General features: G+C 71.6%; 20 protein-coding genes and 1 pseudogene. 14 read left to right on the top strand and 7 right to left on the bottom strand.

What is annotated here, in order from left to right; translation table 11 throughout:
• Positions 1-52: 52 nt before the first annotated feature.
• Together BEK98_RS29675 and BEK98_RS29670 are read left to right on the top strand one after the other, a co-directional pair.
• The gene (locus BEK98_RS29675; RefSeq protein WP_094219763.1) at positions 53-2,593 is read left to right on the top strand and encodes a discoidin domain-containing protein; all 2,541 of its coding nucleotides are present in this window, start codon (positions 53-55) and stop codon (positions 2,591-2,593) included.
• A gap of 84 nt (positions 2,594-2,677) precedes the next feature.
• A complete protein-coding gene (locus tag BEK98_RS29670; RefSeq protein WP_425276632.1) occupies positions 2,678-2,917 on the top strand; it encodes a chaplin in 240 nt (79 codons plus the stop codon).
• Between the two features lie 89 nt (positions 2,918-3,006).
• On the opposite strand, the gene BEK98_RS29665 is transcribed toward BEK98_RS29670, so the two are convergent.
• Entirely contained in the window at positions 3,007-4,170 is a 1,164-nt protein-coding gene (locus BEK98_RS29665; protein WP_094219762.1) for an acyltransferase family protein, read from the bottom strand.
• Positions 4,171-4,389: 219 nt separating this feature from the next.
• Here BEK98_RS29665 and BEK98_RS29660 point away from each other — a divergent pair, with 219 nt between their 5' ends.
• Positions 4,390-4,872 (top strand): GNAT family N-acetyltransferase, encoded by a 483-nt coding sequence (locus tag BEK98_RS29660; RefSeq protein ID WP_094219808.1) that lies wholly within the window; start codon positions 4,390-4,392, stop codon positions 4,870-4,872.
• Here BEK98_RS29660 and BEK98_RS29655 read toward each other — a convergent pair.
• On the bottom strand, positions 4,847-5,029 hold the full coding sequence (locus BEK98_RS29655) for a hypothetical protein (protein ID WP_094219761.1): 183 nt from the start codon (positions 5,027-5,029) through the stop codon (positions 4,847-4,849). The two genes, BEK98_RS29660 and BEK98_RS29655, sit on opposite strands and share 26 nt — an antisense overlap.
• Before the next feature lie 173 nt (positions 5,030-5,202).
• Between BEK98_RS29655 and BEK98_RS29650 the strand changes: the two genes are divergently transcribed.
• The 3 genes from BEK98_RS29650 (at position 5,203) to katG (ending at position 9,187) form a co-directional block, all read left to right on the top strand.
• A complete protein-coding gene (locus BEK98_RS29650) occupies positions 5,203-6,336 on the top strand; it encodes an abortive phage infection protein (RefSeq protein ID WP_094219760.1) in 1,134 nt (377 codons plus the stop codon).
• A gap of 188 nt (positions 6,337-6,524) precedes the next feature.
• Entirely contained in the window at positions 6,525-6,968 is a 444-nt protein-coding gene (locus BEK98_RS29645) for a Fur family transcriptional regulator (protein ID WP_094219759.1), read from the top strand.
• Between the two features lie 26 nt (positions 6,969-6,994).
• Positions 6,995-9,187, top strand: a complete 2,193-nt coding sequence (gene katG, locus BEK98_RS29640) for a catalase/peroxidase HPI (RefSeq protein ID WP_094219758.1) — start codon at positions 6,995-6,997, stop codon at positions 9,185-9,187.
• Positions 9,188-9,274: 87 nt separating this feature from the next.
• Here katG and BEK98_RS29635 read toward each other — a convergent pair whose 3' ends face one another.
• On the bottom strand, positions 9,275-9,835 hold the full coding sequence (locus BEK98_RS29635; RefSeq protein WP_094219757.1) for a GlcG/HbpS family heme-binding protein: 561 nt from the start codon (positions 9,833-9,835) through the stop codon (positions 9,275-9,277).
• 175 nt (positions 9,836-10,010) lie between these two features.
• Here BEK98_RS29635 and BEK98_RS29630 point away from each other — a divergent pair.
• The 6 genes and pseudogenes from BEK98_RS29630 (at position 10,011) to BEK98_RS29605 (ending at position 16,656) form a co-directional block, all read left to right on the top strand.
• Positions 10,011-11,235 (top strand): annotated as a pseudogene (locus BEK98_RS29630) (sensor histidine kinase).
• Positions 11,232-11,885 (top strand): response regulator, encoded by a 654-nt coding sequence (locus tag BEK98_RS29625; RefSeq protein ID WP_094219756.1) that lies wholly within the window; start codon positions 11,232-11,234, stop codon positions 11,883-11,885. The pseudogene BEK98_RS29630 and the gene BEK98_RS29625 overlap by 4 nt, the downstream one beginning before the upstream one ends.
• Before the next feature lie 114 nt (positions 11,886-11,999).
• Positions 12,000-12,443 (top strand): universal stress protein, encoded by a 444-nt coding sequence (locus BEK98_RS29620; protein ID WP_094219755.1) that lies wholly within the window; start codon positions 12,000-12,002, stop codon positions 12,441-12,443.
• 43 nt (positions 12,444-12,486) lie between these two features.
• Positions 12,487-13,320 carry a universal stress protein gene (locus BEK98_RS29615; protein ID WP_244202059.1) on the top strand — a complete coding sequence of 278 codons (834 nt, stop codon included), beginning with the start codon at positions 12,487-12,489 and terminating at the stop codon, positions 13,318-13,320.
• A gap of 48 nt (positions 13,321-13,368) precedes the next feature.
• Positions 13,369-15,750, top strand: coding sequence for a phosphoketolase family protein (locus BEK98_RS29610; protein WP_094219753.1), 2,382 nt, complete (start codon positions 13,369-13,371; stop codon positions 15,748-15,750).
• Positions 15,751-16,053: 303 nt separating this feature from the next.
• The gene (locus BEK98_RS29605) at positions 16,054-16,656 is read left to right on the top strand and encodes an Rv1733c family protein (RefSeq protein WP_094219752.1); all 603 of its coding nucleotides are present in this window, start codon (positions 16,054-16,056) and stop codon (positions 16,654-16,656) included.
• A gap of 142 nt (positions 16,657-16,798) precedes the next feature.
• On the opposite strand, the gene BEK98_RS29600 is transcribed toward BEK98_RS29605, so the two are convergent.
• The 3 genes from BEK98_RS29600 to BEK98_RS29590 form a co-directional block, all read right to left on the bottom strand.
• Positions 16,799-17,257, bottom strand: a complete 459-nt coding sequence (locus BEK98_RS29600) for a cyclic nucleotide-binding domain-containing protein (protein ID WP_094219751.1) — start codon at positions 17,255-17,257, stop codon at positions 16,799-16,801.
• A 153-nt stretch (positions 17,258-17,410) separates the two neighbouring features.
• Entirely contained in the window at positions 17,411-18,346 is a 936-nt protein-coding gene (locus tag BEK98_RS29595) for a serine hydrolase (protein WP_094219750.1), read from the bottom strand.
• Positions 18,343-19,341, bottom strand: a complete 999-nt coding sequence (locus tag BEK98_RS29590; RefSeq protein ID WP_094219749.1) for a LysR family transcriptional regulator — start codon at positions 19,339-19,341, stop codon at positions 18,343-18,345. The genes BEK98_RS29595 and BEK98_RS29590 overlap by 4 nt, the downstream gene beginning before the upstream one ends.
• 131 nt (positions 19,342-19,472) lie before the next feature.
• Between BEK98_RS29590 and bla the strand changes: the two genes are divergently transcribed.
• Positions 19,473-20,396, top strand: coding sequence for a class A beta-lactamase (bla, locus tag BEK98_RS29585; RefSeq protein ID WP_094219748.1), 924 nt, complete (start codon positions 19,473-19,475; stop codon positions 20,394-20,396).
• Between the two features lie 211 nt (positions 20,397-20,607).
• Entirely contained in the window at positions 20,608-22,176 is a 1,569-nt protein-coding gene (locus tag BEK98_RS29580) for a carbohydrate-binding protein (protein ID WP_094219747.1), read from the top strand.
• A gap of 53 nt (positions 22,177-22,229) precedes the next feature.
• On the opposite strand, the gene BEK98_RS29575 is transcribed toward BEK98_RS29580, so the two are convergent.
• Entirely contained in the window at positions 22,230-24,227 is a 1,998-nt protein-coding gene (locus BEK98_RS29575; RefSeq protein WP_094219746.1) for a glycoside hydrolase, read from the bottom strand.
• Positions 24,228-24,282 lie beyond the last annotated feature (55 nt).

Genomic DNA, 24,282 nt, shown 5'->3' with positions numbered 1-24,282 from the left:
CACCACTTAAATCAAAACCTGAACTAAGCCTCGAAGCTTACGGAGCCGCCCCATGAGACGGAGATCCCTGGGCATCGCGCTGGCCGCCACGGCGGCGCTGATCGCCCTGCCCACCACCCATCCACCGGCCGCCGCGGCCGAAACCCCGCTGTCGCAGGGGAGGACCGCCACCACGTCCTCCGAGGAGAACTACGGCACCACCGCGGCCAAGGCCGTCGACGGCGACACCGCTACCCGCTGGTCCTCGGCCGCCACCGACGACCAGTGGTTCCAGGTCGACCTGGGCGCCACCGCCTCGGTCACCCAGGTGGTCCTCGACTGGGAGACCGCCTACGGCAAGGACTACAAGGTCCAGATATCCAAGGACGGGACCAGCTGGACCGACCTGAAGTCCGTCACCGGCTCCGACGGAGGCGTCGACACCCTCGACGTGGCCGGGCAGGGCCGCTACGTCCGCATGCTGGGCGTGCACCGCGCGACCTCATGGGGCTACTCCCTCTGGGAGTTCCAGGTGTACGGCTCGACCAGCGACACCCAGCCCACCTGCGGCACCGCGAACGCGGCCCAGGGCAGGCCGGCCACCGCCTCCTCCACCGAGAACGCCGGCACCCCCGCCTCCGCCGCCTTCGACGGCGACACCGGCACCCGCTGGTCCAGCCAGGCCGCGGACCCGCAGTGGCTCCAGGTGGACCTCGGCGCCGTCAAGGACCTGTGCAAGGTCGACCTCACCTGGGAGACCGCGTACGGCAAGGACTTCCAGATCCAGGCCTCCTCCGACGGCCAGAACTGGAGCACCCTCAAGAACGTCACCGGCGCGAGCGGCGGCACCGCCTCCTACGACGTCAGCGGCTCCGGCCGCTACGTCCGGATCCACGGCACCGCACGCGGTACCGGCTACGGGTACTCGTTGTGGGAGGTCGCCGTGCACACCGGCGCCACCGGCACCCCGCCGGTCCAGGGCGGCGGCGACCTCGGCCCGAACGTCATCGTCGTCGACCCCTCGACCCCCGACCTCCAGAAGAAGTTCGACGACGTCTTCGCCCAGCAGGAGTCCAGCCAGTTCGGCACCGGCCGCTACCAGTTTCTGCTCAAGCCCGGCACCTACAACGGCATCAACGCCCAGATCGGCTTCTACACGTCCGTCTCCGGCCTCGGCCTGAACCCAGACGACACCCAGATCAACGGTGACGTCACCGTGGACGCGGGCTGGTTCAACGGCAACGCCACCCAGAACTTCTGGCGTTCGGCGGAGAACCTCGCCATCAAGCCCTCCAACGGCACCGACCGCTGGGCGGTCGCCCAGGCGGCCCCCTTCCGCCGTATCCACGTCCAGGGCGGCCTCAACCTCGCCCCGAACGGCTACGGCTGGGCCTCCGGCGGCTACATCGCCGACTCGAAGATCGACGGCACCGTCGGCCCGTACTCCCAGCAGCAGTGGTACACCCGGGACAGTTCGGTCGGCGGCTGGACCAACGGCGTGTGGAACATGACCTTCTCCGGCGTCCAGGGCGCACCCGCGACCAACTTCGACAGCGGCCCGTACACCACCCTGGACACGACACCGGTCTCGCGCGAGAAGCCCTTCCTCTACCTGGACGGCTCCGCCTACAAGGTGTTCGTCCCGGCTAAGCGCACCGACGCCCGTGGAGTCTCCTGGCCGGCGAACGCGGGCACCTCGATCCCGCTCGACCAGTTCTACGTCGTCAAGCCGGGCGCCACCGCCGCCACCATCAACGCGGCCCTCGCCCAGGGCCTCAACCTCCTCTTCACGCCCGGCGTCTACCACCTCGACCAGACCATCGACGTCACCCGCGCCGACACCGTCGTCCTCGGTCTCGGCCTCGCCACCCTCGTCCCGGACAACGGCATCGACGCGATGCACGTGGCCGACGTCGACGGAGTCAGGCTGGCCGGATTCCTGATCGACGCGGGCTCCGTCAACTCCGACACGCTCCTGCGGATCGGCACCCCCGGTTCCACCGCCGACCACTCCGCCGACCCCATCACCATGCAGGACGTGTTCGTCCGCATCGGCGGCGCCGGACCCGGCCTCGCCACCAACTCCGTGGTCGTCAACAGCAACAACGTCGTCATCGACCACACCTGGATCTGGCGCGCCGACCACGGCAGCGGCGTCGGCTGGGACACCAACCGCGCCGACTACGGACTGCGGGTCAACGGCAACGACGTCCTGGCCACGGGCCTGTTCGTCGAACACTTCAACAAGTACGACGTGTTCTGGAACGGAGAACGCGGCCGCACGATCTTCTTCCAGAACGAGAAGGCGTACGACGCCCCGAACGCCGCCGCCATCACCCACGACGGCATCGTCGGCTACGCGGCCTACAAGGTCGCGGACTCGGTCACCACGCACGAGGCATGGGGTCTGGGCAGCTACTGCAACTACACGGCCGATCCCACGATCGTCCAGGCCCACGGCTTCCAGGTGCCGGCCACGTCGGGCATCAGGATGCACGACCTGCTGGTGATCTCCCTCGGCGGCAAGGGCCAGTACGCCCACGTCGTCAACACCACGGGAGCCCCCACCTCGGGCACGGACACGGTCCCCTCAAAGGTCACCCGGTTCCCGTAGTCCCGATCGGCGTACCAGAGGAGGCGGCCGACTCCCGGTGCCGCTCTCATGGAAGGGTCCCTACGTCAAGCAGTGAGGCAACTCATGCGTATGCGCAGCTTTGCTACCACAGCAGTTCTCGCGGGTGCCCTTGCCCTGGCCGGCACGACGGCCGCCCACGCGGCGGACCCGAACCCGGTCGGTGTCGCCACCGACAGCCCGGGCGTGGTCTCCGGCAACGTCATCCAGATTCCGGTCGACCTCGACCTCAACCTGTGCGGTAACAGCATCAACGTCATCGGACTGCTGAACCCGGCCGCCGCCAACTCCTGCGCCACCAAGTGACCCCATCCCGTGTGCCGGTCCCTCCCGCAGGGGCCGGCACACGGCTGTCCGGGCTACGACCCGCTCACTCGCGCACCGCCGCCTGAGTCTCACGGCTGGACGGCACCGGTTCCCGCTGCTGAGCGGACCCGGCGACGGCGCAGCAGCAGGCGTCTCGCCGGGCGTTCCACCGCCTCGTACAGGAGCCAGGACAGCGCGAGGGAGAGGGTGAAGGCGACGGTGGTGACCGCGAGACCGGCCAGCAAGCCGAAGTGCGGCTTCGTGCCGAGCAGGTTGGTGCCCGCGCGCAGGACCAGCAGGTGGATCATGTAGAAGGCGAACGACAGTTCCCCCAGCCGCACCATCCGCCGGTGCCGCCACAGCGAGGGCAGCCCGTGCACATCCGCGACCGCCGCGGCCGGGATGAGCAGGGTGAACCCGGCGATGGTGCAGACCGTGGCGGAGTAGCCTGGCGTGACCTGCGGGACCAGGAAGTACCCGATGATCGCGAGAGCGAGCGAGGCCTCCAGACCGGGCCCGCGCCAGCGTCCGAGCAGCACCAGCCGGGCCGTGACGGCGCCCAGGACGAACTCCGGCAGGCGGGCGGCGGGCAGGGAGTAGATCGACTCGGCCATCCAGTGGTGTGCGTCCGCCCAGGCCAGGACCAGTACCGCCACGACCGACAGCCCGCCCAGCGCCGTCGCGCCGCGCGCGCCGAGCCGGCGCAGCAGCAGGATCAGCAGCGGGAAGGCGGCGTAGAAGAACGCCTCGCAGGCCAGCGACCAGCTGACCGGGTTCAGCGTCTGCCACCAGGGGCGCCACCAGGAGTGCAGCAGCAGGACGTTGGCCAGCGCCTGCGAGGGCGTCGGCTTCGCCTGATGGGCCAGCGTGTACGTCATGACCAGCGCCACGGCCAAGGTGACCAGGTGCACCGGGTAGACCCGCGCGATGCGGCGCCGCCAGAAGGCGAGCGCACGGTCACGCGGCCGCGCGGACCACGTGAGTACAAAACCGGACAGCACGAAGAAGAACGACACACCGGTGGCGCCGGCACCGAACGCCCAGGTCACGATGCGACCGGCGCCGCCTCCGAAGTAGCCGAAGTTGTTCACGTGCAGCCCGAACACCAGCAGCGCCGCGACCCACCGCAGCCCGGTGAGGGACGGCAGGGAGGACATGGCGGCGGGCGGGGAGGATCTCGCCGAGCCCGAGCCCGAGGCCGAGTCGGTTCGTGCGGGCGGCGTCCGGTTCGCCCGGGTCGTCGCCGTTGTCATCCAATCACCTGCCGCTGGAGGTTCGCGTGGGGCATGAAGGGGAGCGTTGCCCGTTCGGCCCCTCTCCATCACATCGGGTTGCAAACATCACACTGCTGCCGAACGACGGAACCCCCGGGATGCCACGGACGGCTCGACCGGTGCACCCGCACGAGTGAACGGGGCCGATCCGAGGTGCCACGTGGACAGCCGGCGGGTCCGCTGGGAGCATCCGTGATCATGAATCAGAGTGCGCATGTCCGGCCGGCCGAACCCGAGGACTACGACCGCATCATCGCCGTGGTGGACGAGTGGTGGGAGCGCCCGATGCGTTCGGTGCTGCCCCGGCTGTTCCTGGACCACTTCCATCGCACGAGCCTGGTCGCCGAGGACGGCGGTGGCCTGGCCGGGTTCCTGGTCGGGCTGATGTCCCCGTCGGTGCCCGACGCCGCGTACATCCACTTCGTGGGAGTGGCGCCGCGGGCCCGCAAGGAAGGGCTGGCCCGTGGCCTCTACCAGCGGTTCTTCGACATGGCCGCGGCCGAACACCGTGCCGAGGTGCGGGCGATCACCTCTCCGCAGAACGAGCGCTCCCTCGCCTTCCACACCGCGATGGGGTTCACGGTGAGCGGCCCCGTCCGCGACCACGACGGCCCGGGCGTCGACCGCATGGTCTTCCGCCTCCGGCTCCCGGGCGTCAGTTCTGGTAGCCGCCGCCCTTGACCACGTCCTCCGAGAAGAGCTGGGCGTCGGCCGGCGCCTGGTCGACCGACTGCTGACCGGCGATCGCCGCGGAGATCTCCGCCGACACCCGGTCGCCGAGGCCCGAGTACTCGGGGATGCCGATGTACGACACCCCGGCCCACGGCTGCTCGTGCATCCCGGGGTGCCTGAGGAGGGCGGCGGCAGGTTCCACGGACCGGGTGCACGAGACACGCACTGCTGACTCCGGCCGCGACCGCGACTTTCGCCTGCCGATCCGCTCCCTTCGGCCCCGGGCCGTAGACCATCGGGGGACGGCGCGGGCGGGCCCGCTCCCGCCAGGGTGACCGCATGGAGAAGACCCAGAAGACCCCGGGGATCGACCGCGCACGGTTCCTCGCCGCGATGGCGTCCGCCGGGCTCGCCGCGTCGCTGCTGCCGGCGGGCCCCGCCCGAGCGGGGGAGAGGCGGCACGGACTCGGCCATCGGGGTGTCGTCTACACCGTCGGCGCGGGCGAGGCGCCGGCCACCGGCTTCCGTACGGCCCGGATGCGCCGGGACATCCGCGCCATCCGCGACGAGCTGCACGCCGACACCGTGGACGTCACCGGCGACGGCGTCGAGCGCCTCACGGCCACCGCCGCGGAGGCCGCCGAGCGGGGTCTGCACGTCTGGCTGCAGCCGACCCTCGGTGACGTCCCCGAACGGGACATCCTGGACCACCTCGCCGAGACCGGCCGGTTCGCGGAGCGGCTGCGCCGGCAGGGCGCGAGCGTCGACCTCAGCGTGGGCTGCGAGTTCTGGCTGTTCGTGCCCGGCATCGTCCCGGGCGACACCGTCCTCGAACGCGTCCAGAACCTGCTCGACGGCAAGGTCGACCCCGTCAGGATGCAGCGCCGCCTGGACCGCTTCACGGCCAAGGCGGCGGCGGTCGGCCGCTCCGTCTTCCACGGCCGGCTCAGCTACGCGGCCGCCCAGGACGACCAGGTCGACTGGCGGCTCTTCGACATCGTCGGCATCGACTACTACTCGTACTTCCCCCGCCGCGCCGACTACGTACGGGAGCTGCGCCGCTACCTGCGCTGGGGCAAACCGCTCGCCATCACCGAGTTCGGCACCTGCGCCTACGTCGGCGCGCCCGAGACCCGCGGCATGGGCTGGAACATCGTCGATCACGACAAGGACCCCGAGGAGATCGAGGGCGACCCGGTCCGCAGCGAGCGCACCCAGGCCGCGTACCTCATACGGCTCCTCGACGTCTTCTCCTCGCTCGACCTGTACGCGGCGATGGCCTTCGAGTTCGTGACCCTCGACGCCCCGCACCGTCCCGGCGACCCCCGGCACGACCTCGACCTGGCCAGCTACGCCATCACCAGGACCGTCGAGGACCGCCCGTACGACCCCGCCTCGCCTCGGCACTGGGAGCCCAAGGAGGCCTTCCACGCCCTGGCGCGCCGGTACGCGAGGGACGCGTGCCACGGCTGAGGTGCCGGCCCGGGAACCGTGCGCTCACCCGTTCGGAGGACCCCTCGGCTAGGCGCGCGGCCGGCCCGGACTCGCGGCAGCATGATGCGTTCGTGCCTGCCGGGCACATTCCGGTCGACGACACGTGGCCAAAATTGCATCGTTCGTTTTCTTGAATCTCTCGTGTTTATGAGGGTAGGTTCGGGGTCATGACCTCATCCCAGACTCCGACCACCGCCGAGGAGCTGCGCGGTGTCGGCCTGCGGGTGACGGCGGCCCGTGTCGCGCTGCTCGAGACCGTCCGGGACGGCGATCACCTCGATGTCGAGGCGATCACGTCCGGCGTGCGCGACCGCGTGGGCCACATCTCCGTCCAGGCCGTGTACGAGGCGCTCCACGCGCTCACCGCGGCCGGACTCGTGCGCCGTATCGAGCCGCCCGGCAGCCCGGCCCGGTTCGAGGGACGCGTCGGGGACAACCACCACCATCTCGTGTGCCGGTCGTGCGGCGTCGTCGCGGACGTCGACTGCGCGGTCGGCCACGCCCCCTGTCTGACCGCGGCCGACGACCGCGGCTTTTCGATCGACGAGGCCGAGGTCATCTACTGGGGCCTGTGCCCCGACTGTTCCACCGCCGCTACCGCTGCATCGTGAACCCCTCAGTTCGGAAGGATTCCCCCATGTCCGAGAACACCCCTGCCGAGGCGAAGTGCCCGGTCGCACACGACCGTGCCGCGCACCCGACCCAGGGCGGCGGCAACCGCCAGTGGTGGCCGGACCGGCTCAACCTGAAGATCCTCGCCAAGAACCCCGCCGTGGCCAACCCGCTGGGTGAGGAGTTCGACTACGCCGAGGCCTTCAAGAACCTCGACCTCGCCGCCGTGAAGCGGGACATCGCCGAGGTGCTCACCGACTCCCAGGACTGGTGGCCGGCCGACTTCGGCAACTACGGCCCGCTGATGATCCGGATGGCCTGGCACAGCGCGGGCACCTACCGCATCAGCGACGGCCGCGGCGGCGCCGGCGCTGGCCAGCAGCGCTTCGCCCCCCTCAACAGCTGGCCGGACAACGGCAACCTGGACAAGGCCCGCCGTCTGCTGTGGCCGGTGAAGAAGAAGTACGGCCAGAGCATCTCCTGGGCCGACCTCATGATCCTCACCGGCAACGTCGCGCTGGAGCAGATGGGCTTCGAGACCTTCGGCTTCGGCGGCGGCCGTGCGGACGTCTGGGAGGCCGAGGAGGACGTCTACTGGGGTCCCGAGACCACCTGGCTGGACGACAAGCGCTACACCGGCGACCGCGAGCTGGAGAACCCGCTCGGCGCCGTCCAGATGGGCCTCATCTACGTCAACCCGGAGGGCCCCAACGGCAACCCGGACCCGATCGCCGCGGCCCGCGACATCCGTGAGACGTTCCGCCGCATGGCGATGAACGACGAGGAGACCGTCGCGCTGATCGCCGGTGGTCACACCTTCGGCAAGACCCACGGCGCCGGCCCGGCCGAGAACGTCGGCGCCGACCCCGAGGCCGCCCCCATCGAGGCGCAGGGCCTCGGCTGGGCCAGCACCTACGGCACCGGCAAGGGCGGCGACGCCATCACGTCCGGCCTCGAGGTCACCTGGACCACCACGCCGACCCAGTGGAGCAACGGGTTCTTCAAGAACCTCTTCGAGTACGAGTACGAGCTCACCCAGAGCCCGGCCGGCGCCCACCAGTGGGTGGCGAAGGACGCTCCGGAGATCGTCCCCGACGCGCACGACTCGTCGAAGAAGCACCGCCCGCAGATGCTCACCACCGACCTGTCGCTGCGCTTCGACCCGATCTACGAGCCGATCTCGCGCCGGTTCTACGAGAACCCGGAGGAGTTCGCGGACGCCTTCGCCCGCGCCTGGTACAAGCTGACCCACCGTGACATGGGCCCGAAGTCCCTGTACCTCGGCGCGGAGGTCCCGGCGGAGACGCTGCTGTGGCAGGACCCGCTGCCGGAGCGCGAGGGTGACCTGATCGACGGCGCGGACATCACGTCCCTCAAGGCCAAGCTGCTCGACTCGGGCCTGACCGTGTCCCAGCTGGTCAGCACCGCGTGGGCGTCTGCGTCCACGTTCCGCGGCAGCGACAAGCGCGGCGGTGCCAACGGCGCCCGTATCCGCCTGCAGCCGCAGCGCGGCTGGGAGGTCAACGAGCCCGACGAGCTGGCCCAGGTGCTGCGCGTCCTCGAGGGCATCCAGCAGGAGTTCAACGCCTCCTCCGGCGCCAAGAAGGTCTCCCTGGCCGACCTCGTCGTCCTCGGTGGTGTCGCGGGCGTGGAGAAGGCCGCCAAGGACGGCGGTCACGAGGTGGAGGTGCCCTTCACCCCGGGTCGTGTCGACGCGGCCGAGGAGCACACCGACGCCGAGTCCTTCGAGGCGCTCCAGCCGAGCGCCGACGGCTTCCGCAACTACCAGGGCAAGGGCAACCGCCTGCCGGCCGAGTACCTGCTGCTCGACAAGGCGAACCTGCTGGGCCTGAGCGCCCCCGAGCTGACCGTCCTCGTCGGCGGCCTGCGCGTCCTGGGCGCCAACCACCAGGGTTCGCAGCACGGTGTCCTCACCGAGACGCCCGGCACGCTGACGAACGACTACTTCGTCAACCTGCTCGACCTGGGCACGACCTGGAAGTCGACCTCCGAGGACCAGACCACGTTCGAGGGCCGCGACGCCACGGGCGAGGTCAAGTGGACCGGCACCCGTGCCGACCTCGTCTTCGGCTCGAACTCCGAGCTGCGCGCGCTCGCCGAGGTCTACGCCTCCGACGACGCGAAGGAGAAGTTCGTGAACGACTTCGTCGCCGCGTTCGACAAGGTCATGAACCTCGACCGGTTCGACCTCGTCTGAGCGACCTCAGCAACCTCCTGAAGGCGTCCAGGACGGCCCGCACGGGTCGGCCTGGACGCCTTCGGCGTGTCACCGGTCAGGGCGGCCTCAGCGGCCCAGCGCCGCCACGCCCGCCTGCGCGTAGCGCTCGTCCAGGTCGCCCGACGGGGCGCCCGCGACGCCGATGCCCGCGACCGGGGCACCCTTGGCGGCCACCGGGGCGCCGCCCGCGAGGAACAGCGTGCCCGGGATGTCCTTCAGGGTCGGCGCCTGCTCAAGACGCTTGGCCAGCTCGGACGTGGGAGCGTTCCAGGACACCGCGGTGAACGCCTTGCGCTCGGCGGACTCGTACGACTGCGGGCCCGCACCGTCGCCGCGCAGGGTGACCAGGGTGTTCCCGTTGCGGTCGACGACGGCCACCGACACCCGTCGGCCGTCCTGCTCGGCGGCGTCCACCGCGGCCTGCGCCGCCTTCGTGGCCGCGTCGAGGGTCAGGTGCGTGCTCTCGGTCAGGTTGCCGCTCCGGACGGCCGCGGCGGCCGGCGCCGGGCCCGGGGAGTCGGCGGCGCCGGCGGCGACCGTACCGACGACACCGGCACCGACGACGGCGAGGACGGCGCCGCCGACGAGGACGCGGGTACGGCTGGACGGCTTCTTACGGCTGGGCATCACGAGGGACCTCTCTGCGGTCGGATCCGGGGGCGGAGTCGCTCCCGCACCGATCCTCGGCCCGGATCCGGACGTACGGCGTCGACGGACCGGTTGCCCTGGGGGTCATCCGATCGGATGACCCCGGGGGCCCCGGGCCAGGGAACAATGGAGGGTGTTTGCCCAGCTCAGCGCGATGACGAGGGAGGAGTCACCGGTGGCCACGCCCGAACGCGACGACACCCGCGCCCTCACCGTCGTCATGCACACGGCGTTCTTCGTGCTGCTGGCCGCGTCCCTCGCCCGCTACCTGGCCCGGCACGCCGAGGGCCCCCGCACCCCCTGGATCATCGCCCTCTCCGCCCTGCTGGCGGTGCTGTACGTGCTCGGCCCGGCCCTCGGCACCCGCCTCGCCCCGCGCCGGCTGGCCTGGCTGGGCCTGGTGGTGGCGACCTGGGCGCTCCTCGTGGTCCTGGCGCCCAGCTTCGCCTGGTGCGCGGTCCCGCTGTTCTACACCGGCCTGCGCACCCTCCCGCCGCGCGCCGCGATCGCGCTGGTGGCGCTGCTGACCGCGCTGGCCGTCGCGGCCCAGCTGAGCCTCGCGGGCTGGCCGGACCCCAACGTGCTGGTCGCACCCCCGGCCGTGGCCGCCGTGGCCACCACCGTCTACGTCGTCATGCAGCGCCAGTCGGCCCGCCGCGACGCCCTGATCGACGACCTGGTCCGCACCCGCCGCGAACTCGCCGCCACCGAGCGCCGCGAGGGCACCCTCGCCGAACGCGAGCGGCTGGCCCGGGAGATCCTCCCCCATAGCCCCAAAGGCATGGGGGGACCCCCATCACCCTCGCCAGGGCCTGTCCAGCCAGCGGATGCTCCTGCAGGCCGCTGACCGCCTCTGGGACACCACCCCGGACACCGCCCGCGACCACGTCCGCACGGCGGCGTCGATCGCCGAACGCAGCCTCGCCGAGGCCCGCCGCTTCGTCCACGACCTGACCCCGGCCGACCTGGCCGAGGGCGGCGGCCTGCTCCAGGCCCTGCGGGCGGTCGCCGACCGCGAGACGACGCCCACGCTCACCGTCCGCGTCCACCTGGAGGGCACCCCGCCCGCCGCCCTGCCCGCCCCCGTGGAGTCGGCCCTGCTCCGCATCGCCCAGGGAGCCCTGGCCAACGTCCGCGAACACGCGGCCGCCACCACGGCGACCCTCACCCTGACCTGCCTGGACGACCAGATCGTCCTGGACGTCACGGACGACGGCCGGGGCTTCGACACCGGTACGGTCCCGGAGACCGAAGGACGCGGCCACGGCCTCCCCGCCATCCGCGCCCGCCTGCGCCAGCTGGGCGGCACCCTCAGCATCGAGTCGGCACCGGGCGAGGGCACGGCCCTGTCCGCCGCGATCCCGCTGGAGCCCAGATGACCGGGACTCCCGAGCCGGGCCCCGCGGCCCCCGTCCGCATCCTCGTCTGCGACGACCACGCCGTCGTACGCGCCGGCCTGCTGGCCCTCCTGCACAGCGCCCCGGACATCGAGGTCGTCGGCGAGGCCGGCAGCGGCGAGGAAGCGCTGGCGCTGGCCCGCAAGACCGCGCCGGACGTCGTGCTCATGGACCTGCAGCTGGGCGAGGGCATGGACGGCGTGGCGGCCACCCGCCGACTGCGCGCCCTCACCCCCGCCCCGCACGTGCTGGTCCTGACGACGTACGACACCGACGCGGACGTCACTCGGGCCATCGAGGCCGGAGCCACCGGATACCTCCTCAAGGCGGAGCGCGCCGAGGACCTCTTCACCGCGATCCACGCCTCCGCCCAGGGCCGCCCCGCCCTGTCACCGCCGGTCGCCGACCGTGTCATGGCCCGTCTGCGCAACCCCCGCCCGGCCCTCACCCCTCGTGAACGCGACATCCTCGCCCACCTCGCCCAGGGCCTGCCCAACCACGCCATCGCCCGCGCCCTGTACATCAGCGAGGCCACGGTCAAGACCCACCTGCGCCGCATCTACGACAAGCTCGGCGTGGACACCCGGGCGGGCGCCGTGGCGGTGGCGAAGGAACAGCGGCTGCTGCCCTGAGGCCTCATACCGCCGGATGCGCTGCTGTGGCGGCGCGGCGCGACCTCGCGCAGCGTGGGGCATGGGGGACCGAACGGCGAGGCCGGTGCTCTGGCCGTGAGAGAGGTGGGACGCATGGACACGGAGGATTCCCGGCCCCGGATCGTGGCCGGTGTCGACGGGTCGCCGTCCTCGTACGCGGCCCTGCGCTGGGCCGTCCGCTACGCCGGGCTCGTCGGCGGCACCGTGGACGCCGTGGCCGCCTGGGAGCTGCCGGGCCTGTACGGCTGGTCGGCGCCGGCGGTGGACCTGGACGTCGACGAGGAGGACGCCCGCGAGCGGATGACGCGGGAACTGACCGAGGCGCTCGGCGCGGAGGCGGTCGGCTCGGTACGGCCGCTGGTGGTGCACGGCAACCCCGCTGAGGTCCTGCTCAGGGCCGCGGAGGGCGCCGAGTGCCTGGTCGTCGGCAGCCGGGGGCACGGCGGGTTCGCCCGCGCCCTGCTGGGTTCCGTCAGCCAGCACGTGACGCACCACGCCGCCTGCCCGGTGGTGGTCGTGCGCCCCGGGACGGCTTGAGACCGGGCACGCGATGGATTCCTCACCCCGGGAGGGGGCGGTCATGCCCCTCGTCGTCGGCGTGGACGGTTCCGAGCCGAGCCTGAGAGCCGTGGACTGGGCGGCGGACGCGGCGGCCCTGCGCCGCGCGTCGCTGCGGCTCGTGTACGCGTCCGTGTGGGAGCGCTACGAGGGTGCCTCCCTCGGCCGGGGCTCCGACAGACCGTCCGAACAGGTGATGGCCGAGGACATCGTGGAGACCGCCGAGCGGCGCGCCCACCGCAGGCAACCGGACGTGCGGATCACCACCGAGGTGCTGCCCGAGGAACCGGAGCAGGCACTGGTGCGGGAGAGCCAGTCCGCGCTCGCGGTGGTCCTCGGCCAACGCGGCCGCAGCGGCGTCACCGAGGCGCTCCTCGGCTCTGTCGGCGTGACGGTGGCCGAGCACGCGCACTGCCCGGTGATCGTGCTGCCGGGCGGCCACGACGACCAGGTCCGCCCCGGGGCCGGCGGCAGGGTCGTCCTGGGCGTCGACGAGAAGACGGCGGGCTCGGCGGCCCTGCGGTTCGCCGCGGCGGAGGCCGGCCTGCGCGGGGTACCCCTGGAGGCCGTACACGTGCTGCGTCACAGCCTGCTGGGCAGTGCCGAGCGGGAGCCGGACGCAGCCCTGGCGCTGGACAAGGCGCTGCGGGACGTACCGGTCGGCCTGGAGGTGCGGCGGCACACCGTCACGGGCCGTACCCGCGACGCCCTGCTGGCCGCCTCCCACGATGCCGACCTGCTGGTCGTGGGTACCCGGCGCCGCCCGGGGCACTTCGGCCCGCAGCTCGGCCGGGTCGCCCACGGGGTGCTCCACCACGCGGCATGCCCGGTCGCCGTGGTACCCGACCTTTCCTGACATTCCCGGCACACTTGCCGGCAACCGACGACGATCTCCGGAGTCCCCATGTCCAAGGCCGCCCAGCCGGACGCCACGGCACCGACCGACGACGAACTGCGCACCCTGGACGCGCACTGGCGCGCCGCCAACTACCTCGCGGCGGCCCAGATCTACCTCATGGCCAACCCGCTGCTGACCGAGCCGCTGAAGCCGGGGCACATCAAGCCCCGGCTGCTGGGCCACTGGGGCACGTCCCCCGGCCTGAACCTCGTGTACACCCACCTCAACCGGGTGATCAGCGCCCGCGGCCTCGACGCGCTGTGCGTGTGGGGTCCCGGGCACGGCGGACCGTCGGTCCTCGCCAACTCCTGGCTGGAGGGCAGCTACAGCGAGACGTACCCGGACGTGTCACGGGACGCGCCGGGCATGGAGCGGCTGTTCCGGCAGTTCTCCTTCCCGGGCGGAGTGCCCAGCCACGTGGCCCCTGAGACCCCGGGCTCGATCCACGAGGGCGGCGAACTCGGCTACTCGCTCGCACACGCCTACGGCGCGGCCCTCGACAACCCGGACCTGCTGGTGGCCTGTGTGATCGGCGACGGCGAGGCGGAGACCGGACCGCTGGCCGCCTCCTGGCACTCCAACAAGTTCCTCGACCCGGTGCACGACGGGGCCGTACTGCCGATCCTGCACCTCAACGGCTACAAGATCGCCAACCCGACCGTGCTGTCCCGCCTGCCGGAGCCCGAACTCGACGCACTGCTGCGGGGATACGGCCACGAACCCCTGCACGTGACCGGCGACGATCCGCAGCAGGTCCACCGCGCCATGGCCGCGGCGATGGACGACGCGCTGGACCGCATCGCCCGGATCCAGCACACCGCCCGCGAGGAGGGCGGCGGCGAGCGGGCGCGCTGGCCGGTGATCGTGCTGCGCACCCCCAAGGGCTGGACCGGCCCGGCCGAGGTGGACGGCGAACCCGTCGAGGGCACCTGGCGCGCCCACCAGGTCCCGCTGCCGGGAGTCCAGGAGAACCCCGAGCACCTGCGGCAGTTGGAGGAGTGGCTGCGCTCGTACCGGCCCGAGGAACTGTTCGGCCCCGACGGCCGGCCCGTCGCGGACGTCCTCGCCTGTGTCCCCGAGGGGACGAAGCGGCTCGGCGCGAGCCCGCACGCCAACGGCGGCCTCCTCCTCCGCGAGCTGCCCCTGCCGGCCCTGGCAGGCTTCGCCGTACCCGTCGACAAACCCGGCACGACCCTGCACGAACCCACCCGGGTCCTGGGCGGTCTGCTCGAACGGGTCATGCGGGACACCGGCGAGCGACGGGACTTCCGGCTCGTCGGACCGGACGAGACCGCCTCCAACCGGCTCGAGGCCGTCTTCGAGGCCACCGGAAAGGCCTGGCAGGCCGAGACACTTCCGGTCGACGAACACCTGGACCGGCACGGCCGGGTGATGGAGATCCTCTCCGAACACCTCTGCCAGGGCTGGCTGGAGGGCTATCTGCTCACCGGCCGGCACGGACTGTTCTCCTGCTACGAGGCGTTCGTGCACATCGTCGACTCCATGGTCAACCAGCACATCAAGTGGCTGAAGACCTCGCGCCGGCTGCCCTGGCGGGCCCCCGTCGCCTCCCTCAACTACCTGCTGACCTCGCACGTCTGGCGCCAGGACCACAACGGCTTCTCGCACCAGGACCCCGGCTTCGTCGACCACGTCCTCAACAAGAGCCCCGAGGTGGTGCGCGTCTATCTGCCGCCGGACGCCAACACCCTGCTCTCCGTGACCGATCACGCCCTGCGCAGCCGGGACTACGTCAACGTGATCGTCGCGGGCAAGCAGCCGTGCTTCGACTGGCTGTCCCTGGACCAGGCCCGGGTCCACTGCGCCCGCGGCGCCGGGATCTGGGAGTGGGCCGGCACCGAGAACGGCGGCACACCGGACGTCGTCCTGGCCTGCGCGGGTGACGTACCCACGCTGGAGGTGCTGGCCGCCGCGCAGCTGCTGCGCCGGCACCTGCCCGACCTGGCGGTGCGGGTGGTCAACGTGGTCGACATGACCCGGCTGATGCCGCGCGAGGACCATCCGCACGGGATGACCGACTTCGAGTTCGACGGACTGTTCACCGCCGACAGACCGGTGATCTTCGCCTACCACGGCTACCCGTGGCTGATCCACCGCCTCGCCTACAGCCGCACCGGCCACCACAACCTGCATGTGCGTGGCTACAAGGAGTCCGGGACCACGACCACCCCGTTCGACATGGTCGTGCGCAACGACCTCGACCGCTACCGGCTCGTCATGGACGTCATCGACCGCGTGCCCGGCCTCGCGACGCAGGCCGCCGGCGTACGCCAGGCCATGGCCGACGCCCGCACCCGCCACCACGACTGGATCCGCGCACACGGCACCGACCTGCCGGAGGTCGCCGACTGGAGCTGGCACAGCTGAACCGGCTGCCCGGGCCCTGGACCGTCCGGGACACCACACCGGTGGCCTGTCCCGAGGGGTCCCGTCCTGCGTCGTCGTACGGCTCTTTCTGTCTGCGGGCGGCACCGATCCGTTTCGAGGTGCACGATGGTGGGGTGGCGCTCAGCGGCCGGGTGTACGACACCGTGCCGTGTCGTACACCGCCTACCCGGATCGGGTCGGGTCGTGGCGGGCGTCACCCGGACCTCGGCCCGGACCCGGACGCCGAGCGGGCCCGCACGCCCTGCCCGGTGGCCGCCGGTATGCGAGAGGAGGCGGCGACCGATGACGCGGACACCTCCCATGAGTGTGACCCGGCTGCGCTGGTGGCGATGGCGTCGCAACCCGCTCCGGCGGCACAGCGACGTCGTCGAGGCCTGGATCGTGCTCGCCACCTGGACCCTCGTCCTGCTCGTCGGCATCGTCGCGGGCGCGGCGGCGGCCCTGTCGGTGGACTCGTCGTTCGCCGCGCGGCGGGCCCAGGTCCACGCGGTGACGGCGGTGCTGACCGACGACGCGGCCCGGACCCCGCCGTCCGGCGGTGGCTACGACGACGGCCGGGTGTGGGCCACCGTGCGCTGGACGGCCGCGGACGGCTCGGTGCACACCGACCGGGCCAAGGTCTACCCGGGCGCCCCGGCCGGCAGCCGGCTCACGGTGTGGACGGACCCCGCGAACCGGATGGTGTCGCCGCCTCCCTCCACCGCTGAGGCGACCCTGCAGTCGGCCCTGACCGGCGTGCTCGCCGCCGCCTCGGCCGGCGTGGCCGTCTGGACCGGGGGCTGGGTGGTCCGCACCTGGCGCATGCGCCGACGCATGTCCGAGTGGGACGAGGAATGGAAGCGGATCGGCCCCGAGTGGCGGAACTACAGCAGTGGCGGAACCTGAGCCGGGGCAGGGGCAGGGGCAGGGGCAGGGGCAGGGGCTGAGCCTGCCCGGCGCGTCGGTCGGTCCCGGTCGGTCATGCCCGGCGGAGCCGCGTCAACCGGTCCGGACAGCTCTCCAGGGCCGTGATGCCGACGGAGTCCGGCTATTCCAGGCCACCACTCCCGTAGGGGGCGTAGAGGTCGAGCAGCCGGACCCGGGAGGCGTGCAGCCGCTGGGCCACCACGAGCCCGATCCAGACCGCGATCGCCCGCCCGAAACCGGGATCGGTGGCGCACATCGCCCGGACCGGCTCCGCGTCGAACTCCCAGGCCCGCACCGGTGTCATCGCCTCGCCGCCCAGGTGCCACAGGTGGGGCGGGAAGTGCCAGGACCAGCCGACCAGCTCGCCGTGCCCGATCGACTCGATGACGGCGGGACGACGGCCGGGCACATGCAGGTCGAGGGCGACGGTGCCGGTCCGTACGATCCAGAAGCGGTCGGCGCGCCGGCCCTCCTCGAACAGCCGCGTCCCGGCCTCGAAGGAGACCTCGCGGGCGAGCTGCATCAGCTGTACGCGATGCTCGGGGGGCAGGGCCGCGCTCATGGTGGTGACGGAGGTCATCGCTCCAGCTCCCTTCGCCGCAGATCCGGTAGCCCCGGCGACCGTGGGGCTCCTGATTCCAGCCTGTGCTCATCCGGTCCCACCCACAACAGGTCACTCGGCCCCACCCGGGGCCCTTCGGCCCAGCCGTGACCGGGTGCGGGAACCGCCCCCTCACCCCCGCAACGCCTCGAACGCCCGCCGTGCGCCGATTCCCATCGCGAGGTCGATGTCCGGGGCCAGGCCGGCCCGCCGGTCCGCGCGGGTGAGCGCGGCCAGGGCGACCCGGTCTCCGGACTCGGCCTCCACGACCCCGATCTCGTGTCGTAGGTGGAGGAAGGTGCCCGTCTTGCCGCTCCACCGCAGCGTGTCCGCGCGCAGCTCGCTCGCCAGCCGCTGGGTGAATACCTGGAAGCCCATCAGGCGGCGCAGCTCGGCCGTCGCCAGGGGCTGGGAGATCTCGTCCGTCCACACGTGCTGCAGCAGGTCCACGAGCGCCGAGGCCGAGCCCAGGTTGGCATGGGCCGGGTCCAGGGTCTCGATGGTGTGCCGTCCGGCACGCTCGTCGCGGACGGCCAGTTCCAGCGCGAGCGAGAAGTCGTTGCCGGCAGCTCCGGCCGCGCACTCGTACATGTGGTTCATCCGGTGCCGTACCCGTATCCCCGCGCACCCCCACGCCCGCAGGCGGGTGTCGACCTCCGCCACCGGCACCAGGTCGAACAGGGCGTCGGCGGCGGCGTTGTCGCTCACCGAGAGCATCAGGAGGAGGAGGTCGCCGACGGCCACGGTGGCCGGGTGCCGGAACGCCGCGAGTCCGGTGGGACCGATGCTGCTGGTGGCCGGGTCGACGGTGACCGGGCGCGCCGGGTCGAGTTCCCCGGCCGCGATCCGGTCCAGCACGACCAGGGCGAGCGGCACCTTCACCACCGAGGCGAGGGGCATCGCCTCGTCGACGTCGAAGCCGAGTTGCTCGCCCGAGTCCAGGTTGCGGGCGAGGAACGAGCCACGGACTCCGAGCGCCGCCCAGTCCGCCGCGACCGCCTCGGCGACGTCGAGCAGGGCTCCGTCCCCGGCCACGCAGGCCGGGCGGTGCACCGGTTCCGCGCTCATCCGCGTGCCGCCAGCCGCGACGAGGCGTCCTCGGCCACCGGCCCGGGCAGCCGGAGCGTGTCCGGCGCTCCGGCCGGGGCACCGGCCGCCGCCGCGAGCAGCGCGGTCAGCCAATCGGGTACGTCCACTGCTGCGGGCCGACCTCGTGCCCCCTGCACGTCGTACCCCCGGTGCAGTGCGGTATCGGCCAGTGGCGCCCAACTCGCCCCGTGCTGCCGGGCGAACGGCTCGGCACACAGCAGAAGCGCTCCACCGGCCAGGGTCTCGGCGAGGGCCGTCGCCGCCGGTCCGGCCGGCCGGACCAGGCCCTCCGGCAGGCCGGCTCGGGCGGCGGCGCGAACCAACCTGTCGTGTGCGTACGGCACTTGGTCCTCGGTCAGGGTCAGAACGGGCAGCACGGCAGGAAGTTCACCGTGACGGCTCCGGCGTGGCCGCAGGTCCTCCAGATGGATCGCGCGCCGTCGCCCGCCGCTCGCTCCTACGGCCGCCGGCTCCGGCGCCTCGGACGGTGCGGCCGACGCCAGGCCGAGCGGTACCCGGACCCCGGCCTGCTCCCGGGGGACGCGCACCAGCGCGTACGTGAGCGAGCCGTCGGCGAGCCCGGAGACCCGTTCCGCCGGCGGCAGTTCGCGCATGCCGAGCGTGATCCCGCGTTCGGTGGCCGCGCGGATGACCCGCGCCAGCGCCACCGGTGCGCAGTCCATGGGCACGCCCACGGCACGCACCTGCGCCCGGCGGGCCGACCGGGCGACCTGCCCGAGCCGCTGAGCCCGGTCCAGCACGTCCTGCGCGTACGGAAGCAGGAGCAGGCCCAGCTCCGTCGTCGTGACCTGCCGCCGCGAACGGTCGAACAACAGGCCTCCGAAGTGGGCCTCCAGTGTCTTGATACGGCGGCTGAGGAGCGGCTGGGCGATCCCGAGCCGGTCGGCCGCGCGCGAGAAGCTCGACTCGTCGACGGTCGCGACGTACGCCTCCAGGTGCGCGAGGAGATCCATCCAGCAGTCATATCAATAAGTCATGAGGGGTTCAAAGATCTCTCTTGGACATGGGTGGAGTCCTGCTGTTTCGCTGGTCCCCGTCGAAGATCCACCAAACCGATGACGGATGACCAGGGAGAACTCCGCACATGACCAGTGCCAGCACCCCTCTGCCGCGCCGCCGCCTGTTCCAGGCCGGTCTCGCCCTCACCACCGCCGCCGTGATCGCCCCCGCCGCGGTCGCGCCGACCGCCTCGGCCGACCCGGGGAGCGGAACGGCCGACCCGCACACCGAGTTGGGCGATCTGGAGCAGCGGTACGGCGCGCGGCTCGGTGTGTACGCCCACAACGTGCGCACCGGCCGGACCGTGGCGTACCGCGCGGGGGAGCGGTTCGCGATGTGCTCGACGTTCAAGGCGTTCGCGGCGGCGGCCGTACTGCGTGACCACGGCGGCTGCGCGCCGCTGGACAGGGTGATCCACTACCCGCCGCGCGACATCCTGCCGAACTCGCCGAAGACCGAGGAGCACCTGGCCACCGGCATGTCGGTGGGCGACCTGTGCGCGGCCGCGATCCAGTACAGCGACAACGCGGCCGGCAACCTCCTGCTGCGCCAGATCGGCGGGCCGGAGGGCCTCACCCGCTTCTTCCGGTCGCTCGGCGACCGGGTGAGCCGGCTCGACCGCTGGGAGACCGACCTGAACACCGCCGTCCCCGGCGACCCGCGCGACACCACGACACCGGAGGCCATCGGGCGGAGCTTCGAACGGCTGACCCTGGGCCGGGCCCTGGACGGCACCGGCCGCGAGCAGCTCGTCACCTGGCTGAAGGGCAACACCACCAGCGCCGAACGCTTCGGTCGCGGGCTGCCGCAGGGCTGGGTCCTCGGCGACAAGACCGGGACCGGGGACTACGCCACCGCCAACGACATCGGCGTCGCCTGGACGACCCGGGGGACACCCGTCGTGCTGGCCGTGCTGTCCACGAAGGCCGCCAAGGACGCACCCGTGGACAACGCCTTGGTCGCCGACACGGCCCGCCTCCTGGCGCGCACCCTCGCCCCCGGAGAATAGCCACCTCCGGTTCATGTCACTGAATTCTGATCAAGCACAAGGCTATTGACGCGCTCATGGCACCTCCCTACGGTCGGAGAAAGCGCTTTCCACTGCCGGTTTCCCGCAAGCATCCGGCAGTGCAGTTCACGCTCTCGAACCACAGCATCGTCGCACCACGGCACCCCGGCACCGCACCCGCCCAGCCGAACCGACCCCTGGAGACAAGCCGATGCACCTCAGACCAGCCATCGCGTGCGCCAGCCTGATCGCCGGCACGCTCGTCGCGCTGTCCGGCACCACGGCACAGGCCGCGACCACCCGCTACGAGGCCGAGAGTTCCCCCTCGGTCTGCACCGGCACCATCGACTCCGACTGGACCGGCTACTCCGGCAGCGGATTCTGCAACGGCACCAACGCGAGCGGCGCCTACGCCCAGTTCACCGTGAACGCCGTCAGTGCGGGCACCGCGACCCTGCAGGTCCGTTTCGCCAACGGAACCACCGCCGCGCGGCCGGCCGACGTCACGGTGAACGGCTCGGCGGCCGGTTCGGCGTCGTTCGAGGCCACCGGCGCCTGGGGGACCTGGGTGACCAAGACGCTCACCGTGCCGGTCGGCGCGGGCAGCAACACCATCCGGTTCAACCCGACCTCCTCCGCCGGCCTGCCCAACATCGACTACGTGGACGCCGACGTCTCCGCGGCGGCGACGGGCACCGTGCTGTACGTGTCGCCGAGCGGTACCGACGGCGCGGCCGGCACGGAGTCCGCCCCGACGACGCTCACCTCGGCGATCAGCCACATCACCTCCGGCGGCACGATCTACCTGCGCGGCGGTACGTACAACTACTCGTCGACGGTCACCATCCCGGCCGGCAGTGACGGCACCTCCAGCGCCCGCACCACGCTGTCCGCCTACCCCGGCGAGACCCCGGTGCTGAACTTCTCGGCGCAGAGCGAGAGTTCGTCGAACCGTGGGATCCAGCTGAACGCCTCCTACTGGCACCTGTACGGGCTCACCGTCCAGCACGCCGGTGACAACGGGATCTACGTCGGCGGCAGCAACAACGTCGTCGAGCGCACGGTGACGGCGTACAACCGCGACACGGGACTGCAGCTCGGCCGGATCGCCTCCAGCACCCCGAGCAGCCAGTGGCCGTCCAACAACCTGATCGTCAGCTCCGAGTCGCACGACAACGCCGACTCCGACGGCGAGGACGCCGACGGCTTCGCCGCGAAGCTGACCACCGGCACCGGGAACGTCTTCCGGTACGACGTCTCCCACCACAACATCGACGACGGCTGGGACCTCTACACCAAGACCGACACGGGCGCCATCGGCCCGGTGACCATCGAGAACTCCCTCTCGTACGGCAACGGCACCCTCAGCGACGGCACCCAGAACAAGAACGGCGACCGCAACGGCTACAAGCTCGGCGGCGACGACATCGCGGTCAACCACGTCGTCCGGCACAGCATCGCCTACAAGAACGGCCATCACGGGTTCACCTACAACAGCAACCCCGGCACGATGGCGATCTCGAACAACGTCAGCGTCGACAACGCCGAGCGCAACTTCTCGTTCGACGCGGGGACGTCGGTGTTCCGGACCAACACCTCGTGCCGCTTCGCCGTCAGCGGCTCCAACGACAAGACCGTCGGTGACGCCGACAGCTCCAACCAGTTCTGGACCGGCACGAACGGCTCCCGGTGCGCCTCCTACTCCGGTGCCCTGGGCTGGTCCTTCGCCTCGGACGGCCACCTCGTGGTGACGTTCGGCGGCAGCGTCGTCACGCCCTAGCCGACGCGTGAGCCGGCCCCGCGCACGCACCCGCGCGGGGCCGGCACTCGCGTTCAGCAGGTCGAGTCGGTCTGGGTGAGCAGGCCCAGCCGCCATGGCAGGGTGTTGTAGTCGCCGGTCGCGTTCGGGTCCAACCCCTGGTAGAGGTACTGGAGTCTGCAGGCCGGGACGGTGAGCGTCTGGTCGTACCCGGCGCGGATCATCTCGCCGTGGCTGATGTCCCTGGTCCAGGCGCCCGACGGGAAGGTGACGTTGCTCGCCCGGGCGAACGGATTGCTCTCGGACGCGGCCAGCGGCGTCCAGGCACCGGCGAGGCCGGCGGAGGTCCAGGAACGGAAGTAGCGGCGCCCGTCGGAGCCGATGGCCTCGACGAGCAGCAGGTACTGGTTACTGCCCTGCACCTTGTACACGTTGCTCGCCTCGAACAGCGCGTACCTGTGGGAGTCCTGGGCGGCGATGACGGTGTCGGTGAAGCCGTTCGGGAACTGGGCGACGCCGGTCCGCGAGCGGTACAGGTGCCCGTTGTCGTCCGACGAGAACAGATAGCAGTTGCTGTTGTCGCAGATCACCCACATGTCGACCCAGTAGCCGTTGCCGATGTTCTGCTTGATGACGTCCGGCATGGACGCGTAGAAGGTGCGCGGTGCGCTCCACCCGTCGGGGTTGCTGATGTCCGGGTTGGTGGAGTACGACGCGTTCCCGGTCTGGTAGACGAGGTACCACAGCTTCTGCGGCGCGTAGTAGAAGACCTGGGGCGCGGCCCGGTAGCCGCTGCCGATCGCCGAGCGGTCCAGGTAGTGGTGGGTGGCCGAGCCGGCCTGGGACCAGTCGCCGAAGCTCAGGTACACCAGGTTGTACCCGGAGGAACTGGCGACACTGGCGAACACGTGCCACTTCCCCTTGTAGTGGACGACGGACGGGTCCTTGATGCCGGCGATGGTGTGGGTGGAGTCCGGCTTCGGGGAGATCAGCGGGCCGCTGGAACTCCAGCCGAAACCGGAGGGCAGCGCGGCGGGTGCCGTGGCCGCGGCCGTGCCGCCGAGGGCGGACAGCACCGAGCCGTACGCGGCCTTCTTGTTGCCCGAGCCGTCGAAGAGCAGCGGGTTCTCGCCGCTGCGCCAGGAGTCGCTGTCCCTGATGCCCCAGACCGTGATGCCGGTGCAGTGGGGGACGTTCCTGCAGGCCTTGACGGCGTTCGCGTACGCCGTCGGGGACGCCTGCGCGATGTCCAGCTCGGTGATCTGCACGTCCACACCGAGCGCGGCGAAGTTCGCCAGCGTGGTCTGGAAGCTCGAAGGCGGACCGGAGCTGCCGAAGTGGCTCTGGAAGCCTACGCAGTCGATGGGCACGCCCCGGGACCTGAAGTCACGGACCATGCGGTAGACGCCCTGGGTCTTGGCGTCCGTCCAGTTCTCGATGTTGTAGTCGTTGTAGCAGAGCTTGGCCGACGGGTCGGCCGACCGGGCGGTGCGGAACGCCTGCTCGATGAAGCCGTCCCCGAGCACGTTCTGGAAGACCGAGCTGCGGTGCTGCCCGCTGCCGCCGTCGGCGAAGGCCTCGTTGACCACGTCCCAGGCGTAGACCTTGCCCTTGAAGTGGTTCATCACGGTGGTGATGTGGTTGTTCATCACGGTGCGCAGAGTGTTCGCGTCCGTGATGCCGCTGACCCAGCTGGGCAGTTGGGAGTGCCAGACCAGTGTGTGGCCGCGCACACGCTGTCCGTGCGCGGTGGCGTGGCTCACGATCTGGTCGGCGGGAGCGAAATTGAACGAGCCGCGGGACCGTTCGGTGGTGTCCCACTTCATCTCGTTCTCGGGCGTGACCATGGTGAACTCGCGGTCCAGGATCGTCGAGTACGTTCCGTCGCCGAGCTTTCCGGCGGCCACGGCGGTCCCGAAGTACCGCCCCGACTGGGCGGCTTGAGCGCCGAGCGTGCTCGCCTTCACGGCCGTGGGTACGGCGCCGGCCGTCCCGGTCGCCACGAGCGCGCCGGCGACCAGCAGGCCTAAGAGGGAGGCCCGGCGTCGGCCGGGCCCGGTGGGGGACTTCATGGTTCTCCTCGTACGGTCGAATGATGCTGCGGGTGCATGACGGGGGCATGACATG

This window comes from Streptomyces diastatochromogenes, from assembly GCF_002242805.1.
GTDB classification, from domain to species: Bacteria; Actinomycetota; Actinomycetes; order Streptomycetales; family Streptomycetaceae; genus Streptomyces; species Streptomyces diastatochromogenes.
Note: the sequence above shows the minus strand (reverse complement) of the source record. Positions and strands in the feature narration are given on the sequence as shown.

What these genes read in the sequence shown, in the direction of transcription:
- BEK98_RS29675 (WP_094219763.1), top strand. Translation starts at nt 53, where the DNA reads ATGAGACGGAGATCCCTGGGCATCGCGCTGGCCGCCACGGCGGCGCTG.
- BEK98_RS29670 (WP_425276632.1), top strand. Translation starts at nt 2,678, where the DNA reads ATGCGTATGCGCAGCTTTGCTACCACAGCAGTTCTCGCGGGTGCCCTT.
- BEK98_RS29665 (WP_094219762.1), bottom strand. Translation starts at nt 4,170, where the DNA reads ATGACAACGGCGACGACCCGGGCGAACCGGACGCCGCCCGCACGAACC.
- BEK98_RS29660 (WP_094219808.1), top strand. Translation starts at nt 4,390, where the DNA reads ATGAATCAGAGTGCGCATGTCCGGCCGGCCGAACCCGAGGACTACGAC.
- BEK98_RS29655 (WP_094219761.1), bottom strand. Translation starts at nt 5,029, where the DNA reads ATGCACGAGCAGCCGTGGGCCGGGGTGTCGTACATCGGCATCCCCGAG.
- BEK98_RS29650 (WP_094219760.1), top strand. Translation starts at nt 5,203, where the DNA reads ATGGAGAAGACCCAGAAGACCCCGGGGATCGACCGCGCACGGTTCCTC.
- BEK98_RS29645 (WP_094219759.1), top strand. Translation starts at nt 6,525, where the DNA reads ATGACCTCATCCCAGACTCCGACCACCGCCGAGGAGCTGCGCGGTGTC.
- katG (WP_094219758.1), top strand. Translation starts at nt 6,995, where the DNA reads ATGTCCGAGAACACCCCTGCCGAGGCGAAGTGCCCGGTCGCACACGAC.
- BEK98_RS29635 (WP_094219757.1), bottom strand. Translation starts at nt 9,835, where the DNA reads ATGCCCAGCCGTAAGAAGCCGTCCAGCCGTACCCGCGTCCTCGTCGGC.
- BEK98_RS29625 (WP_094219756.1), top strand. Translation starts at nt 11,232, where the DNA reads ATGACCGGGACTCCCGAGCCGGGCCCCGCGGCCCCCGTCCGCATCCTC.
- BEK98_RS29620 (WP_094219755.1), top strand. Translation starts at nt 12,000, where the DNA reads ATGGACACGGAGGATTCCCGGCCCCGGATCGTGGCCGGTGTCGACGGG.
- BEK98_RS29615 (WP_244202059.1), top strand. Translation starts at nt 12,487, where the DNA reads ATGCCCCTCGTCGTCGGCGTGGACGGTTCCGAGCCGAGCCTGAGAGCC.
- BEK98_RS29610 (WP_094219753.1), top strand. Translation starts at nt 13,369, where the DNA reads ATGTCCAAGGCCGCCCAGCCGGACGCCACGGCACCGACCGACGACGAA.
- BEK98_RS29605 (WP_094219752.1), top strand. Translation starts at nt 16,054, where the DNA reads ATGACGCGGACACCTCCCATGAGTGTGACCCGGCTGCGCTGGTGGCGA.
- BEK98_RS29600 (WP_094219751.1), bottom strand. Translation starts at nt 17,257, where the DNA reads ATGACCTCCGTCACCACCATGAGCGCGGCCCTGCCCCCCGAGCATCGC.
- BEK98_RS29595 (WP_094219750.1), bottom strand. Translation starts at nt 18,346, where the DNA reads ATGAGCGCGGAACCGGTGCACCGCCCGGCCTGCGTGGCCGGGGACGGA.
- BEK98_RS29590 (WP_094219749.1), bottom strand. Translation starts at nt 19,341, where the DNA reads ATGGATCTCCTCGCGCACCTGGAGGCGTACGTCGCGACCGTCGACGAG.
- bla (WP_094219748.1), top strand. Translation starts at nt 19,473, where the DNA reads ATGACCAGTGCCAGCACCCCTCTGCCGCGCCGCCGCCTGTTCCAGGCC.
- BEK98_RS29580 (WP_094219747.1), top strand. Translation starts at nt 20,608, where the DNA reads ATGCACCTCAGACCAGCCATCGCGTGCGCCAGCCTGATCGCCGGCACG.
- BEK98_RS29575 (WP_094219746.1), bottom strand. Translation starts at nt 24,227, where the DNA reads ATGAAGTCCCCCACCGGGCCCGGCCGACGCCGGGCCTCCCTCTTAGGC.